Raw genomic sequence first — 15,847 nt, 5'->3', positions numbered from 1 at the left:
GGGCCGTCTTGGTTTACGGGTCCGGCTCGTTCCGAGTTGGCCCCGGTTACGTCGCTCGCGCCCGCTTCTTCTTGTGGGAGCTGTCGCAGAACGGCGCGATGCCGGTCCGCCCGCATCGACACAAAGCAACCGTAGAGCGCTTGTTCTCTATCGGAGTGCCGTCGTCACGGAGCAACTCGAAGTCACCACGCACCAGCAGCGGGCCGTCCGAGCAGGCGGTTATGGTGGTGTTGTTACCGGCAACACTCGGTGTTTCGGCAGATGACGATTCGGGAAACGCGGTCATATGTCCTCTTCACTTCTCGATTCGGCCACTGGCGTGCCCACTTCCATGCCTGTTCCACAGGCTCGCGGCCCACTGAGCGCCACTCTCGTTTCCATTCTGCGCTCCTCGGCCGATCCGAGGGAGCTTACGGCTGCCGCTGACGCGTACGAGGTTGCACGGTCCATCGACCCCACCTACGACATTCTTCGAGACGACGACGCTCAGTTGACTCTGACGCTCCTCTACGAGCTTCATTTGCAGGGAATCGAGAACGTCTCGGACGCGTGGGAGTGGAATCTGGACCTGCTCGCGGCGAGGTCGCGTCTCGAGACGCATTTCGAGGCCGCCATCGTGGAACTCGTGGGAAAGGTTCCGTCGTCCGGTGACGTCGTAGCCGATTTGTGGGCGATGACGGCTCCCAGTGCAGGCCCCGGTCTGGCGTCCTTTATGGCGAAGGACGCCACAATCGATCAGTTCGCGGAGGTGCTGATTCACCGTTCGCTCAATCAGCTGCGTGAAGCGGATGTGCACACCCTTGGAATTTCGCGCCTCTCCGGTGCCGTCAAAGCAGCCCTCGTCGAAGTGCAGAGCGACGAGTACGGAGGGGGCAGCGCAGAGCGAATGCATTCGCGTCTTTTTGCCGACACCATGCGGGCTGTCGGCCTTTCGGACCGCTACGGCCACTACATCGATGCTGTTCCCGCGGTAACCTTGGCGTCGTTGAATGCTCTCTCGCTCTTCGGCTTTCATCGCCGACATCTCGGAGCGCTGGTCGGGCACCTGTGCGCCGTCGAGACCACGTCGGCGCTGCCGAGCAAACGGTACAGTGCCGGCTTGCGCCGACTCGGATTCGGTTCGGACGCGACACTGTTCTACGACGAGCACGTGGAAGCGGATTCCGTTCACGAACAGATCGCCGTTCGGGAACTTGCCGGCGGTCTTGCTTCTTCGCAGCCGCACCGCACTGATGACATCTTGTTCGGCGCTGCAACGTGCCTCGCGTTCGACGACCTTCTCGGCGATCACCTCACATCGAGTTGGGAGAAGGGCGAGACTTCGTTGCGCGAATGATCACGAGTTGTTCGATTTCCTGACCGGTGGTGATCAACCCTCGTGCCTCGAGCATGGTGCGCCTCTCGCGCATCACGGGCCCGAAGGGAATGTACTTCCGGGCCGAGATCTCCACGGCCATACCGTGTTCCTCGAGTATCGCCTCGGTCTTGTCGACCCCACACAGTACCGACTGCAGAAGAAGTAGTGTGCCGCCGGGGACGAGTACTTCGTGAACGGTGGCCGCGATCCTGTCGATGAGGGCGCGTCCGTCCTTGCCTGCGTCCCAAGCCCGTTCGATTCCAGCGGTAGGTAGATCGTCTGCCAGTGCAGGGACGTACGGCGGGTTGGAGATCACCAGGTCGAAGAGTTCGCCGTGTACCGCCTCGGTGAGGTCGCCGCGACGGGAATCGATCAAGGTTCCGTTGAGGATTCCGTTGAGACGAGCATTGGCGCACGCTCGGCGAGATATGTCGACCGCGACGACGTGGCCTGCACCAGCCGCCGATGCCGCGACGGCGAGGGCGCCGGTCCCCGTGCACAGATCCAGGACCCGGCTGCGAGCGGTGAGGTGCTCGAACAGCAGCGCATCCGCCAGTAACGACGTGTCATGTTGCGGTCGATACACACCAGGTAGACGCAGGATCATCATCGGCTCCTCTTTTTCAGGCGACATCGCACATCGCTGCGTGCGGCTACCCAGGAACCTCGGATTTCATGCGAACATCGCAGCATCGACTGCCCGGAACGGTTACATCGTCGCAGTTTGCGGAGTAGACCTGAGTCATGACAGGCAATGCGGACGCTCCTCAGGTAGCCGCGGCGTTTGCTTCCGCAGCAGATTCGCTCGACACACTCGCCGAAGCGATTGCCGGACTCCGGTCCAATCTGAACACGGACGAGCATCTCGACTCCATGCTCCAACGTCTGGCCGAGACGGCGGTCAAAGCACTGCCTGACGCCGATGCTGTCAGCGTGACGGTGTTGTCCGCCGATGGCCCACGAACTGCTGCGTCCACCGCGGACTACCTTTCCGAGATAGATGACGCCCAGCACTCCGCTGATCGTGGTCCGTGCGTTGACGCCGCGCGCACGGTGTCCTCGGTTCGGGCGAAGGTGGGTGATCACGTCGACGAATGGCCGGAATTCACCGACGAAGCCCGCAAACAAGGCGTCCGGTCCTACTTGTCCGTGCCGATCACCATGGGCGAAGGGAACACCGAACTGCTCGGCGCTTTCAACGTCTACGGATTCGCCTCGACAGAGTTCAAGGCCTTCGACGAAGAGTTGATGAAATTGTTCACCGCCGGTGCGGGCGCGGCGATCGCAGATTCACGACGCTGGCGTCAAGCACACGAGCACATCGAACAGTTGCACTGCGCCATGGAATCTCGGGCCGAGATCGAACAAGCCAAAGGTGTCCTGATCGCCGTCCACGGCATCGACGCCGAGGAAGCATTCAGCCGTCTTGTGCAGCAATCGCAGAACACCAACGTGAAACTGCACGAGGTTGCCCGGATGCTCATCGATTCGGTGCGCCACCGCCGGCTCTGAAGATTCTTCGGTGCAAAACCCCGTTTTGCACCCGAAGCACAGTCGCAAAACCCCGTCTTGTACCCCGAAGTCACAGTTCCCAAACGCATCCAGAGATGTTTCACCGAAACAGTTTTCGACCTGCGTGACTGCTGGCGGTCGAGCGGCGGCACTCGTCCGAAATGTGGTTATCTGTTGAGAACCGGGACGAAAGAAGACCCGACCGTACCAGGGTGAGGAAAGGATCGTCACTGTGCCAATCGACCAGGTTCTTGTCGTAGTTCCCGCCCACAACGAAGCCGAAGACCTCCCCAGTTGCCTTCGCGCACTCGCAACAGCGGCGTCGGCTTGCGTTGTCCCCGTCCGACTGGTTGCCGTCCTCGACAACTGTTCGGACGGAACCGCCGGTGTCATCCCCGACGGGGTCGAAGTACTTCGCGTCGAGCACCAGAACGTCGGACGTTCGCGAGCGACGGGCTTTTCCGAGTTCGGCCGAGAGTTGGGAGCTTCGGCGTGGTTCACCACCACCGATGCAGATTCGGTGGTCGGCCCCACCTGGATTGCGCGCCAATTGGAGTATGCGCGTACTGCGGACGTCGTCGCGGGAACCGTACGCATCGCGGATTGGGAAGGCCATCCACACTCCGTTCGTGAACGATACGAACGTATGTACCACGCACATCCATATGGCCGACACGGTCACGTCCACGGGGCCAACCTCGGTGTCCGCGCGGATATGTACTGGAGCGTCGGAGGATTCTCCGATCTCGAAGAAGACGAGGACGTCGATCTCGTCCGGCGGTTGAGCGAGGCTGGTGCCTGTATCGCGTGGGCAGAAGACATTGCGGTCACCACGTCTGCGCGTCTCGACGGCCGAACTCCGGGCGGCTTTGCCGGACATATCCGTAACCTGGGTTGTACGACCGCCGATAACGAAGAAGCGGAGCTGGCACGATGAAACGACTACACACACTCCTGGACGCAGGTGGACTGTACTTGCCGCTTCCCGGCGGCGGCGCGACAGCCGCGCGGTGGACCTCCCTGGCAGAGCTCACGCGCGAGAATGTGGTTCTCGGGCGGATGGCTGAGGCTCACACCGATGCCGTCGCGATACTCACCGAACTCGACGGGCCGGATCCCGAACCCGGGCAGCTGTGGGGAGTGTGGGCGGCCGAGCCACCCGAACCTGTGGTGAATGCGTCTGAGCACGTAGGGATCTGGACGCTCACCGGCCGCAAATTGTGGTGTTCCGGCGCCAACACCTGCACGCATGCACTGATCACCGCCTTGGTCGACGGAGTACCCTCACTCTTCGCAGTTGAGCTCGGACTACCTGGGGTGCATCCCGTTCCCGATTCGTGGAAGGCCGTTGGTATGGCCGAAAGCGACTCCAGCGCGGTCGACTTCGACATGGTTCCGGCGATACCGGTCGGGACGGCAGGCGACTACCTGAGCAGGCCGGGGTTCTGGCACGGCGCGATAGGCGTGGCTGCATGTTGGTACGGCGGTGCCTGCGGCGTTGCAGATCCGTTGTACGACAAGGCTGCAAGCAGCGACGATCCCTACCTACTCGCCCACCTCGGCGCGGTCGATGCAGCGCTGGCCGCAGCGCGCAACGCGCTCGCAGTCGCGGCGGCGGAGATCGACGCCGATCCTTTCGACGAAAATGCCGAGGCCATGCAGCGGGCACTCCGTGTGCGGGCAATTGTCGAGCGCGCCGCCACCGAGACCCTGGATCGGGTGGGACGCGCTCTCGGCGCCGCACCGCTCTGCATGGACGCCGAGCATGCCGCGCGGGTAGCCGACCTCACCGTCTACTTGCGGCAGAGCCACGCCGAGAAGGATCTCGCCGAACTGGGCCGGATTGCGGCCAAGGGGAAACGGCCGTGGTGAACTCGAAACTGTTCGCGCAGAAGCCTGTCGACGATGGCGGCACTCCCGAATCGACATGGCAGGAGTGGGGACGCAGCTTTCCGGAACTGGATCTCACCGGGTGCTCGCGATTGATCGTCGTCGCTCCCCATCCCGACGACGAAATACTCGGACTGGGTGGAACTGCTCTTCTCGCAACGCTTTCCGGCATCGACGTTCACGTGGTGTCTGTCACCGACGGTGGAGCCTCACATCCCGATTCACCAACAGTGACTCAGCCTGAGATGGAACATCTCAGGCGGTCCGAGTCGGATCGAGCAGCGCGTGTACTCGGAATTCCCGCACCGGTTCGATTGAGCCTTCCAGACGGGAAGATCAGGGAGAACCGACAGGAGTTGACCGACCGTCTCAGCTCGATTCTCGGTGATTCCTCGACGGGTACCTGGTGCGCCTCGACATGGCGCGGGGACGGCCACCCCGACCATGAAGCCACCGGGGAGGCAGCGGCGAAGGCCTGCGCGGACACTGGATCACGATTGATCGAGTACCCCATCTGGGCGTGGCATTGGGCTGAGCCGGATCATGCAGCAGTCCCGTGGGAAAGGGCCAGAAGAGTGGCCTTGCCCTCCGACGTTCAGGCTGCAAAATCCGCTGCTGCCAATGAGTTCACTTCACAGATCGCCCCGCTTTCCGACCATCCCGCGGATGCCCCCATCCTCCCCCGACATGCGATGGAACGACTACTGCGACCGTACGAAACGGTGTTCGTATGACCGATCGTGAGCTTCCCGCGGACTACTTCGCCAAGATGTATGCGGCGCAATCCGATCCGTGGGACTTCGAATCCCGGTGGTACGAGCAGCGAAAGTACGCGCTCAGCGCCGCGATGCTCCCCAAACCTCGATACCGTCGCGCATTCGAACCAGGATGCTCGATCGGGGTTCTCACCGAGAAGTTGGCAGAGCGCTGCGACAGCGTTCTCGCCACCGACATCGTCCCGGCCGCACTCGAGACCGCCCGTGCGCGGCTTACCGGACGTGATGCCGAATTTCGTCTGTGGGCGTTGGGTGACGACTGGCCCGACGAGACTTTCGACCTCGTCGTCATCAGCGAGGTCGGCTACTACCTGACCTTCGAAAAGCTGATCGAGGCAATGCTGCACGTCGTCGAGCATCTCGAGACTGGTGGAACGCTGCTGTGCGCCCATTGGCGTCACGTCGTACCGGAGTATCCGCAGAACGGTGACGCCGTTCATTCGGCTGTGCGCCAGACACCGGGGTTGGCGCAGTTCGCGTCGTACCAGGACGAGGACGTGCTGATCGATGTCTTCGTGAAGGGTCCGCCGTCACCACCATCGGTAGCGCGTTCCGAAGGTCTGATCTAGAAGACCTGTGCGCGGTTGAGGAGTGTGGGGACTCCTCAACCGCGCACAGGGGTCAGTCTCGCTTCTCCAACGCGAGGTCCGTATCCGAGTGCAGTTCACCGACTTCGGTCTTGAGGATCCGCATCGACCTGCCAAGGCCGCGGGCCGCGTCGGGCAGCTTCTTCGAACCGAACAGCACCACGAGCACCACTGCAACGATTGCCCAGTGGGTCGGGCTGAGCGCGCCCATCAGGCGGGTTCCTTGCCATCGGGGTACACCGCGTCGACCTCTACCTCGACGAGCCAACCGGCAACGGGCAGTCCGGCAACCTCGAGGGCGAAGCGGGTGGGCCGAGCGCTGTTGCGCTCGATCGGAGCGATCGGCTCGGCAGTGCCCATCGGCACCAGCTCCGTATCACCGGTGTCGAGATTGGTATTGGCGAAGAACTGGCGGTACGCGCGATTCCATCCTGTGTAGTCGGCCTTGTCCGACCCCGGCGCGTTGTCCAGGAAGACGCGCATCGTCACGACGTCTTCGAGACTCAATCCCTGGGCTTCGAGGTTGTCGCGGATCTTCTTGAGTACGTTGATGCCCTGCGCCTCGGTGACGGTGACCCCGGCAGGCAGAACTCCGCCGGAGAACTGCCCGTCGATGTATGACTCCGGCGAACCTTCCGGCGCCGCCTTGTTTCCTGCCGACGGGCCGATGCCGCTGGTCTTGTAGATCGCGGTGTCGCCGCCGATCGCGACACCCTGAGCGATCATCGGGTTTGCCTGCCCCGCTTCGAGAATCGATTTGGAGACGAACGAACTCGATGTGGTCTCGGCGTCCGCCTCATCGGACGAGCAGGCCGTGGCGAAGCCCAGTAGCGCGGTGGCGGCAAATGCCGCTGCAAGAACCTTGGTGCTGCGAGATTTCATGATGTGACCTCCAGAGAAAGTGATGGAAAACGAAGCACGTCAGGCAGTTTGCGCAACACGCTGATGCAGATGGGTGACGACGTCCTGCGCGGACGTGAAGGCCCCGTGCTGCCAGGCGATGGCGTTGGAGAGGTGATCGCCGGCGAAGTAGATCCGGTCGACGGGTTCGAGCAGCTTGGTGTACTCGGGAGTTGCCATGCCGCCGTGGGAATCTCCCGCGCCGGCCCATGATGCCCAGGCGGATTCCGAATACTTGGTGCGACGCCAGCTTCCGGAGAAGGACGACGAGATGTCGCGAGTGTATTTGTCGCCGTGGATTTCTGCGCCTTCGGCGATGGCCTTTGCCAGCCGCTGACGGTGGGTGAGCGATTCGAAAGCCTGTTGACGCTTACCCGAGCTGTAGTACGCGACCACGACGCCGCGGTCGGAGTTGTAGTGGTCGTAGGGGAACATGATCTGGGAGATGTCGCGGTCGGTGTTCGACGCGCCGCCGTAGATGCGGTCCTCCGTCTCCCACCACCGACGCGAGTATTCGATACCGAGCTTGCCCGACGACGACGGCTTGGCTGCATCCAACGCGAGCAGGATGTCGGAGGGCAGGTTGTTGTTCAGCCGCTTGATAAGGTGCGGTGGGATCGTGCAGATTGCGTAGTCGGCGGTGATCGACTTGGTGTTGCCGTCGACGACGTAGTCGACGGTGACGCCTTCCGGCACGTTCTTCATGCCGCTGACCTCGGCGCCGAACTCGATGTTGTCCATCCCGATCGCGTCCTGGAACTTGTAGTAGATCCGGTCCATGCCGCCGACGGGGGTCATCATCGTCATGGCCTGGTCGTAACCGAACTCGAAGGAAAATGCACGTCCGATGCCGCCCTGGATGACATCGCTCATCCCGAATGGTTCGATCTCGGTTCCGAAGTTGAGGCCGGCGCCCGGCTCCGCGGAGTGTCCTCGACGCGAGGATCCGACGTAGCGGCCGTCGCTGGAGAGATCACCGAAGTCGGTGAGGAAGGACGAGAGTGCTTCTTTGTCTTCCTTGCTCAAGACCTGGTCGAGAGCGCCCTGATTGGTGGCCTTCTGCAGCAGCTCGGACATGTATCCGTAGGTGTCGGCTTTGGCTGCTCGGTAGGTGATCGACTGATTCGCCAGCGGCTTGTTGCCGGTGTAGTTGACGAAGGTGTTCGCATTCTGGTTTCCGAACATCTGCAGTTCGACGCCCAGTTCGCGGCAGTAGTCGATGGTGTTGTGATTTTGCGGAATACGCGTCGCACCGAGGTTGTAGAAGTGCCCCTCGGAGAACGTACAGGTCTGTGTCTCACCGTTCAGGTCGGTTTCTTCGGTGCCGTTGCGGATCGACCACACCCGACCACCCGGCCGGTTGCGCGCTTCGAGGACAGTGACCTTGTATCCGGCCTTCTGCAGTTCGTAGGCGGAGCACAGACCGGACGGTCCACCGCCGAGGATCACGACGGAGTGATTTCCCTTGACCTTTCCGATCAGGTCACCCGCGGCAGGTGCCTGAAATCGCCTCGGCGTCGATGCCACCGCCGGCGCCAGGCCGATGGACGACATAGCACCGAGTGCCAGGCCGGCGCCGCCGGTGATTCCCAGACTGCGCATGAAAGATCTACGTGTGTATGGCATTCGAGCTCCCCAGTGTGCTCCCGGTGACCCGGGTGGTTGGTGTTGAACACAGACTTCAGGAGCGTTGGGTCCGGAACTTGACGCGCAGGAAACAGTCAGTGGGGACCGAGTGAGAAACCTGCGAGCATCAGCATCGGGCTCTCTCACCCGAGTGCGATCAGCGGAAGCATGTCCGCAATATCCGCGTTACAGAACCGGACTAGCGTGACGCGACATGTCCGCTCTCACCGAAGCTATCGCGCGGTCCTTCACCACGCGCGAGAAGCAGCCCCCGGCGCGATCACCGCTGCGCGCGTTGGGCCGTCGGCAACTCTCGGGCGCTGAAGTGCTGGCCCAGTCGGTGGCAACCACCGCCCCTGCTGTGTCGATGGTCGTTCTGCCCGTCACCATGCTGACACACGGCCGATTGTTGAGCGGGATGATCACCATCATCGCGGCCACCGTGCTGGTGACGCTCATCGCTTTCTGCGTTTCGCAGTTCACGCGCCGAATGGCAGCATCGGGCGGGCTGCACAGCTTCGTCTTTCGTGGCCTGGGCACCCGGGCAGCATTGACCACCGGCATCGCCATGCTGGTCAAGTACGTCGGCAGCGCGGTGATGACGCTCTATCACGGAGGACAGGTCGCAATCGCATTACTCGGCTTCGCGGGTGTGCACGTGGACAAGACTTTTCACGTCATCGCGCTCTATCTGGGGATAGCCCTGCTGATTCTCGGTGCCCTCGTTCGAAGTGTCAGATTTGCTGCTCTCGCGATCCTCGTCGTCGAAAGCTGTTCACTTCTGTTCATCGTCGGGCTCATGATTGTGGGCGGTTCCGGAAGTCAACAAGCACAGATCGTTCCGCCCACCTCCGGCCACGGGCTGTTACTCACCGCCCTGGCTGCCGTGTTCGCTCTCGCCGGATTCGAGAGCGCGGCCTTCTTCGGCCCCGAAGCTCGTCGTCCGCTGGTAACCGTCACCCGCACAGTCCTTCTCACCCCGATCATCTGTGGATCGCTCTTCATCTTTGCGGGCTGGGCCGCTTGGTCGGGACGTAGCGACACCCTCGTCAACGCCTATCTCCACGGAACAGCGACGGGTGTGAGTCCAGGTGTCGTCATCGCGCTCAACGTCGGTCTGGGGTGCTCGTGGCTGGCGTCGTCGATGGCGTCGTCCAATGCTGCGTCGCGTCTGGTCTACTCGTTCGGCGTCGAACGCCTACTCCCCCGCCGGTTCGCCTCGGTTCACAGCGCATTTCGCACGCCCTACTTCGCGCTGACCGTCGTCGTCTGCACAGTTCTGGTGGGCGGCGGAGCCTTTGCCATCCTTGGACGCGGAGAGATTTTCGACGACGTTCGACTGACGGTTCGCGGTGCCGTCATCGTTGCCTATGCACTGGTGGCGATCGCATCGGTTGTCTTCCTGACGCGTATCGGAGAGCACACTCCCGGCGTTCTCGCAGCCGCGTCATGTGGAAGTGGTGCCGGTGCGATAGTTCTCGGTTACCTCGTTTACGCCAACACGATCGACCATGCGTACGTTGCACCGATCGCTGTGCTCGTGATCCTGACCTCGGGCACGCTCTGGCAGTTCTACCTGCGACACCGAAGCCCCAAGAGCCTGCTGCACGTCGGCGCGTTCGACAGTCCCGAAACCGAGGACGTACTACCAGGAGCTGGGGTGTTCGCCACCGACGCAGCCGGAAACATCGTGCTGGTGGGCGAGCCGACTGCCGGCGCCCGCTGATGGTGGGCCGACCACGCGACCTCGGTGGGCACGAACCCCGAGCGGTTCAGCGCGCCCTTGCCCTCCTCGAGTCGGCGGCCAGGCTCGGATCGGGAGCCACCGCCAAAGACATTGCCGCCCTTGCCGACATCCCACCTGCCACTGCGTATCGGTTGCTCAACATCCTTGTCGCCGACGGTTACCTGGTTCGGATCGCCGACCTCTCCGGCTTCGCGCTGGGCCGACGCACCCGTGAATTGGCCGGGGCTGCCGCCGAACCCACCCCCGTCGACAATTCGGTGCTCCTCGAAGAACTCCGCGAACAGCTACGGTTCGGCGTCTACCTCGCGTCGTTTGCAGAGAACAGAATTCGACTGGTCGATCGCGATCCAGACCACGAGCTCAGCGGCGAACGGACGCTGGTCGCAGCCGTTCACGCGTCGGCTATCGGGAAGCTGCTCCTCGCCAGCCGACCCGAATTGGCCGAGGCCCCATTGCGAAAGGTCACCGCACACACCATCACCGACGGCGACCAGTTGGAACTCGAACTCTCTCGGATCCGGCGCGGCGAGCCCGCCCGTGAGGTCGACGAGATCCGTGTCGGACGCTCCGCCGTCGCCGTCCCGATCCACGACGCGGAAAGGTGTGTCGTCGGTGCCTTGGCTGCGATAGGTCCGACCGGCAGACTTTCCGTCGACGACGTAGACCTGGTCGTGCTGTTGCGGGAGTACGCGGAACGCATCGTTGCACCGACGATGTCGAAGGCAAGCTGAAAATCAGAGGCCGAACACACGTTTGGCAAAGCCGAGATGCTCGTCAGCCCAGCCGATGACCTCGAGCGTGGAATCGAGATTCTGCGGCGGAGTGCGCACCAAGGTGTCGCGTCGGACGAGTCGGTCGAAATCGACCTGAGCGCGGTCGAACTGGACCCCGGCCGTGACCATGATGTTCGCCAGTTCTTGCGCCATCACCCCGTACGCGACTGTCGTGGGATGAACGCCGTCGAGCGAGAAGAGGCCGCCCGACGCGCGGCCGCCGCGACCGTCGGCGGAGAGGAACAGCGAGTCCGGCACGGGTTGCAAGTCGGTCAGTGCTTTGGGGAGGGGGTACGGCGTCCACCATGACGGCCGCGCATTGACGTCGGTGACGTAGCGCCGTGAGGCCACGCGCTCGAGCAACCCGGCAATATCGCAGAGGTACCAGTCCTTCCCCACCCGACGGGCATTCGCGACGGCTTGCTCGATTCCGTCGTTGTACACATCGATTGCGGTATCGACGGCCCACGCCTGCGCGCCGGTGATGTGTTGATCGCGCTGTGGGTCGAAGTCTGTGTCGCGCACCCACGGTCGCGCGTAGTACGGGAAATAGCGGGATCCGATTTCGATCTTGCCGCCGAGCCCGTGGGCGATCGGTGCGATGGTCACGTGTGGGACGGTGCAGAGGATGACGTGCTGGGCGTTGATCTTGCGGATCGCGGCCAGCACCTCGGCGTACTCCGACGCGAAGTGCTCGGGCTGCCACACCGTGTATTCGCGCTTGCCGTCCGGGTCACGGAAGTTGTTGCCGCTCCACTCGACTCGGAGTTCGGTGACGGTGCGGAGCGCATTGTTGGCCCCGAGAAAGACGATCAGAGTTTCGATGCCTTCCTTGCCCAGTTCCGCTGCCGCGTCGAACGCCGTCATGCGCTTCTCTGCCTCGGAGCCTCGCGGCAGAACTCTCAGTGCGGCGCGTTCGCCGTTGTTCTCGACGATCTGGCTGATCAGGTCGTCGTGCGGTTCGTGCAGGGCTGCCTCACACCCATGTGCGGTCTTGGTCAGAGCGTCACGAAGATCCCACCCGTAGACCGAAAGGCTGTGATTGATCGCCGAGAACGTCGGCGCTTCGCTGCCCGGCCCACGCTCCCAGTAGTCCTCCACCTGGTCCATGAACTCGCGTGCAGCAAAGAGTGCGAGCGGAACCTCCCAGGGGTCGAGCCGTGGGCCGAAGCGCTCTTCGAGGGTGCGGAGCAGCAGTTCGATGTTGAGTGGGAGCCCGCCCGGACCGCCGTATCGGGGAAAGCGGAACCGCTCGAGCCAGCCCAACTGGTGAGCAATGATCGACGGATACGACAGATCGGTATTGAAGACCGCCCCGCTCTGAAATCCCTGCGACAGCGAGTCGCCGATGACCACCAACCGGTGTGGAGCATCTCCCGCAGGCGGAACTACCGGAATCCCGACTGTGGGATCGAACTGCGGAATCCTGGGTCCTCCGGCGGCTGCGGCCACGACGTCGTCGGGAGTATCGGATGGAAGTTCCACGCCCACTCACCTCCGGAAAAGTTCAGCTGGTCAGCTGATCAGTGGTGGCTTACGCCGATCGGCATTGTCCTGATCCGATTGCTTCTCTATCGACCTGACAACCTCGTCGGCCCACTGTTGATTTCGGCCGTCGAATTCTGCGCGGTCCCGGCGCGCGATACCGCGTCCGACCAGGATGGCAATCGGAATGGAACACACGACCCATACGAGTAGTACGCCTCCGACAATCCACCACATACTCAGTAATTGTGCCCGATTCGCCGACCGTTGTGCTCCAGGTCGAAACTTCTGCCCGAATCGTGGCGTTCAATTGAGGTGAGCTCGCAGGTCAGTAACGATCGGCGTCGACGGTTTCGCGGACCTTACGGACCTGATTCCAACCACGAGCGGCGATGCCGAAGGCAACAAGCGACATCAGATCCGAGACCGTCAGACCGTGTTCTCGATTCAACGACCACAAGACCTGACCTTCCAGCGGGCCGTTGAAGAAGAGCCACGCCACTCCTGCGCAGACGGTCGCAACAACACTGGCCTTCGACGGCTTCATCAAGCACACGGTGCTGGTCACGAACAACAAGTTCATGAACACCAGACCGTAGAAAATTCCGATCATGCGACTCCCCCCGAAGTTGGTTCGTTCAGCTGCGGTTGAAGTTCAGGTACGCCTTCGACGGAGTCGGGCCGCGCTGACCCTGGTACTTGGATCCGGCCTCGGAGCTTCCGTAGGGGAACTCTGCAGCGCTCGACAGCTTGAGCAGGCAGAGCTGCCCGATCTTCATTCCCGGCCACAGCGTGATCGGCAGGTTTGCGACGTTGGACAGCTCCAGTGTGATGTGGCCACTGAAACCCGGGTCGATGAAGCCGGCAGTGGAGTGCGTCAAAAGGCCCAGGCGCCCGAGGCTCGACTTACCTTCGAGGCGGCCGGCCAGGTCGTTCGGCAGTGAGCACACTTCGAGAGTCGAACCGAGAACGAACTCGCCGGGATGAAGCACAAACGGCTCGCCCTCTGCCGGTTCGACCAGGCTGGTCAGCTCGTCCTGGCGCAGTGCCGGGTCGATGTGCGTGTACCGCGTGTTGTTGAACACCCGAAACAGACCATCCAGGCGCACGTCGACGCTCGACGGTTGCACCATGGAATCGTCGAAAGGGTCGATACCCAGACGTCCAACGGAGATTTCGGCACGGATGTCACGATCGGAGAGCAGCACAGGTAGAGGTTACCGGTTCTGCGGGCAGTGCCGACCCATCGATGGGTGCGATCACACCGTGGTTACCGAACACGATGCGCGGGTTCTGGACTCCCACGGCAGAGCCCAGCCCCACCTGTCTCAAGTTCTCCATGCCGAAAGGCTTTCCCGCGCAGAACTTGTGGGCAAATCATTTACCGATGGCGCCGACTTCCACACGCCTGTGTTGATCAATGACGGCCGGGGACACCGCTGCTTGAAAGCTCGTCTGATAATGTTCGGACAGCACGTTGATCGGCGGTGAAAACACGTCCGGTCGGCTGCGACGCCGATGTAGTTCAATGGTAGAACATCAGCTTCCCAAGCTGAATACGCGGGTTCGATTCCCGTCATCGGCTCCACAGATTCTCCGCAGTTCAGAGTCCTTTTTGGGGCAGACGAACTTCGCTTGTTTGGGTCCCAAATCCTGTGACAGGTACACGGCAGGTACACAACCTCCTCCATTCAGTGATCAGTTAACGTGTATCCAACGCAAATGGGGGTGCTAGAGGACCGGATCTCGGAATTCTGCAGTTCATCGATGCCGTCCGACTGGTCGTGCCCCGGCCTAAATCGGTGTCCATTGCGCGCACTGTCAGGAGAGTGCTGTCGACCTCGAAGCCGATGGTCGCCGGTACCTCGGTTCGTTTGCCGTCCATCAGTGATTCGAGCGCGACTACCAACCGATGGGGTTGGAAACTGTCTCTGCTCGGGCACCGCGCGCTTATCAGTTTTTAAAACCGATCTGCCGTAGCGCACCCGGACACCGGGGACCACAACTCACGCAAGAATGCAGGTCTTCTCACAATCACAACTGTGAAAATACCCAAGTCCGTCAAAAATCACCTTCGAAAAGCATCAAGTACGTATTCTTCCTCAGTATCGGACAGCCCTAACCGTAAGTCCCAATGCACGACCATCGGTCTGCACATTAAAAACCCTCACCGACCTACATCTTGTGCCTGCTCGGATCATCCGTGGTTCGACTCATACACTCCGGATCCGGAAGAGCCGGATAAATCTCGAAGAAATACCCCAGTTTGGAGGACTGTCACCTTAGCGTCGCGCTACCTTCCCGAAGATCTTAAAAAACCGGCAGGTTGGCCCCAATTCGATAGAGGGCCGTAGGTGTCCAGAGTCGAAACCTTATTCCTCGCAAGCATTGCGGCGCCTTCCCTGGTTATGACGTTCGGAGCTACGGCTTCTCACGCAACTCCCAAACCGGGCAACTTTGGCGGAGGCGATTCTGGTGGACCTTGGTTGGTGGACTACAACTCCTCGAATGGCCTCGGATATATCAGGACAGCCACCTCATTCGGTCCAGGCTCGCCCGCTTACATTGCAGTCCCAATTTCGATAGCAGGGCCTCTGCCCTGTATGCAATAGCGAATGCTGCCGGGCTCTAGACGGAGAGAGGAGGTGAATTTGAAATGAATAACGTCCTCTTTGCTATCGTCAACGTGATCGTGGCGATGGCGAACGGTTCCACGATCCCCTTCTCATTAGAAGGCGCAGGGCCACTAACCGCACCCGACTTGTAGAGAAGATCGGCCGACCGCATGTGAATGACAGTTTCAGCTCTGCCTGAAACCTGCATATCAGCAGATGCGTGGATCGTGCGGTGGTCACAAACACAATCTCCCCTACCTGTCCAGGAAGGGGAGATTGTGTTTGACAGGTCCCATGCCACGGTGAGGCAGCTACCGATCTCGGACGCGAGCGGGAGCTGTCTCCGATGTTGACCACGATGGACCTGTACCTAGTTGGCACAGAACCTAGTTGGCACAGACCACTTTAAGTCGTCGACCAGGTAGCCGGTGGAAGCGCTTCGGTCTTCGGCCTGATCACGGGCGGCCGCACTATTTGGTGAGAATCGGTCGGTCGCCTCTTGAAATGTAATTGGCGAATCGCTCAATTCCTGCTTGTGAGAAGCTCCCTCGGCCTGCGCGTTTCAGTGCGGCTTCGACG

General features: G+C 61.6%; 17 protein-coding genes and 1 tRNA gene. 9 read left to right on the top strand and 9 right to left on the bottom strand.

The window, feature by feature from the left end:
- Positions 1-46 precede the first annotated feature (46 nt).
- Positions 47-286: a CDGSH iron-sulfur domain-containing protein gene (locus tag R4P70_RS12075; protein WP_019747472.1), complete on the bottom strand. Its 240-nt coding sequence runs from the start codon at positions 284-286 to the stop codon at positions 47-49.
- On the opposite strand from R4P70_RS12075, the gene R4P70_RS12070 reads away from it, so the two are divergent.
- A complete protein-coding gene (locus R4P70_RS12070; protein WP_151530597.1) occupies positions 287-1,336 on the top strand; it encodes an iron-containing redox enzyme family protein in 1,050 nt (349 codons plus the stop codon).
- Here the strand turns inward: R4P70_RS12070 and R4P70_RS12065 are convergent.
- Positions 1,293-1,991: a HemK2/MTQ2 family protein methyltransferase gene (locus R4P70_RS12065; RefSeq protein ID WP_019747474.1), complete on the bottom strand. Its 699-nt coding sequence runs from the start codon at positions 1,989-1,991 to the stop codon at positions 1,293-1,295. The two genes, R4P70_RS12070 and R4P70_RS12065, sit on opposite strands and share 44 nt — an antisense overlap.
- Positions 1,992-2,101: 110 nt before the next feature.
- Between R4P70_RS12065 and R4P70_RS12060 the strand changes: the two genes are divergently transcribed.
- From R4P70_RS12060 to R4P70_RS12040, 5 genes are all read left to right on the top strand, one after another.
- Positions 2,102-2,869 (top strand): GAF and ANTAR domain-containing protein, encoded by a 768-nt coding sequence (locus tag R4P70_RS12060; RefSeq protein ID WP_019747475.1) that lies wholly within the window; start codon positions 2,102-2,104, stop codon positions 2,867-2,869.
- A gap of 232 nt (positions 2,870-3,101) precedes the next feature.
- Positions 3,102-3,806: a glycosyltransferase gene (locus R4P70_RS12055; RefSeq protein WP_019747476.1), complete on the top strand. Its 705-nt coding sequence runs from the start codon at positions 3,102-3,104 to the stop codon at positions 3,804-3,806.
- The gene (locus R4P70_RS12050; protein WP_019747477.1) at positions 3,803-4,741 is read left to right on the top strand and encodes an acyl-CoA dehydrogenase; all 939 of its coding nucleotides are present in this window, start codon (positions 3,803-3,805) and stop codon (positions 4,739-4,741) included. Before R4P70_RS12055 ends, R4P70_RS12050 begins: the two co-directional genes overlap by 4 nt.
- A complete protein-coding gene (locus R4P70_RS12045; RefSeq protein ID WP_030535919.1) occupies positions 4,735-5,493 on the top strand; it encodes a PIG-L deacetylase family protein in 759 nt (252 codons plus the stop codon). Before R4P70_RS12050 ends, R4P70_RS12045 begins: the two co-directional genes overlap by 7 nt.
- Positions 5,490-6,104 carry a class I SAM-dependent methyltransferase gene (locus tag R4P70_RS12040; RefSeq protein WP_283384532.1) on the top strand — a complete coding sequence of 205 codons (615 nt, stop codon included), beginning with the start codon at positions 5,490-5,492 and terminating at the stop codon, positions 6,102-6,104. Before R4P70_RS12045 ends, R4P70_RS12040 begins: the two co-directional genes overlap by 4 nt.
- Before the next feature lie 52 nt (positions 6,105-6,156).
- Here R4P70_RS12040 and tatA read toward each other — a convergent pair whose 3' ends face one another.
- Genes tatA through R4P70_RS12025 form a run of 3 tightly spaced genes read right to left on the bottom strand, consistent with a single transcriptional unit; the run spans position 6,157 to position 8,624 of the window.
- The gene (gene tatA / locus R4P70_RS12035) at positions 6,157-6,333 is read right to left on the bottom strand and encodes a Sec-independent protein translocase subunit TatA (protein ID WP_019747480.1); all 177 of its coding nucleotides are present in this window, start codon (positions 6,331-6,333) and stop codon (positions 6,157-6,159) included.
- The gene (locus tag R4P70_RS12030) at positions 6,333-7,004 is read right to left on the bottom strand and encodes a Rid family hydrolase (RefSeq protein ID WP_020968713.1); all 672 of its coding nucleotides are present in this window, start codon (positions 7,002-7,004) and stop codon (positions 6,333-6,335) included. Before R4P70_RS12030 ends, tatA begins: the two co-directional genes overlap by 1 nt.
- Before the next feature lie 39 nt (positions 7,005-7,043).
- On the bottom strand, positions 7,044-8,624 hold the full coding sequence (locus R4P70_RS12025) for a flavin monoamine oxidase family protein (RefSeq protein ID WP_264614627.1): 1,581 nt from the start codon (positions 8,622-8,624) through the stop codon (positions 7,044-7,046).
- 238 nt (positions 8,625-8,862) lie between these two features.
- Here R4P70_RS12025 and R4P70_RS12020 point away from each other — a divergent pair, with 238 nt between their 5' ends.
- Positions 8,863-10,374, top strand: coding sequence for an APC family permease (locus R4P70_RS12020; RefSeq protein ID WP_317830865.1), 1,512 nt, complete (start codon positions 8,863-8,865; stop codon positions 10,372-10,374).
- Entirely contained in the window at positions 10,374-11,126 is a 753-nt protein-coding gene (locus R4P70_RS12015; RefSeq protein ID WP_020968711.1) for an IclR family transcriptional regulator, read from the top strand. Before R4P70_RS12020 ends, R4P70_RS12015 begins: the two co-directional genes overlap by 1 nt.
- 3 nt (positions 11,127-11,129) lie before the next feature.
- Here the strand turns inward: R4P70_RS12015 and R4P70_RS12010 are convergent, their stop codons facing one another.
- The 4 genes from R4P70_RS12010 to dcd form a co-directional block, all read right to left on the bottom strand.
- Complete coding sequence (locus tag R4P70_RS12010) at positions 11,130-12,653, bottom strand: hypothetical protein (RefSeq protein WP_317830864.1); 1,524 nt, start codon at positions 12,651-12,653, stop codon at positions 11,130-11,132.
- A 30-nt stretch (positions 12,654-12,683) separates the two neighbouring features.
- Entirely contained in the window at positions 12,684-12,890 is a 207-nt protein-coding gene (locus R4P70_RS12005) for a hypothetical protein (protein ID WP_019747486.1), read from the bottom strand.
- Between the two features lie 91 nt (positions 12,891-12,981).
- On the bottom strand, positions 12,982-13,266 hold the full coding sequence (locus R4P70_RS12000) for a hypothetical protein (RefSeq protein ID WP_019747487.1): 285 nt from the start codon (positions 13,264-13,266) through the stop codon (positions 12,982-12,984).
- 25 nt (positions 13,267-13,291) lie between these two features.
- Positions 13,292-13,861 carry a dCTP deaminase gene (gene dcd, locus R4P70_RS11995; RefSeq protein ID WP_019747488.1) on the bottom strand — a complete coding sequence of 190 codons (570 nt, stop codon included), beginning with the start codon at positions 13,859-13,861 and terminating at the stop codon, positions 13,292-13,294.
- 306 nt (positions 13,862-14,167) lie between these two features.
- Here dcd and R4P70_RS11990 point away from each other — a divergent pair.
- Positions 14,168-14,241 (top strand) — tRNA-Gly (locus tag R4P70_RS11990).
- Positions 14,242-15,847 lie beyond the last annotated feature (1,606 nt).

It is taken from the genome of Rhodococcus sp. IEGM 1241 (genome assembly GCF_033142365.1).
Lineage (GTDB): Bacteria > Actinomycetota > Actinomycetes > Mycobacteriales > Mycobacteriaceae > Rhodococcus_F > Rhodococcus_F erythropolis.
The sequence above is the reverse complement of the archived record's forward strand: the minus strand, read 5'-3'. Positions and strand labels throughout refer to the sequence as shown.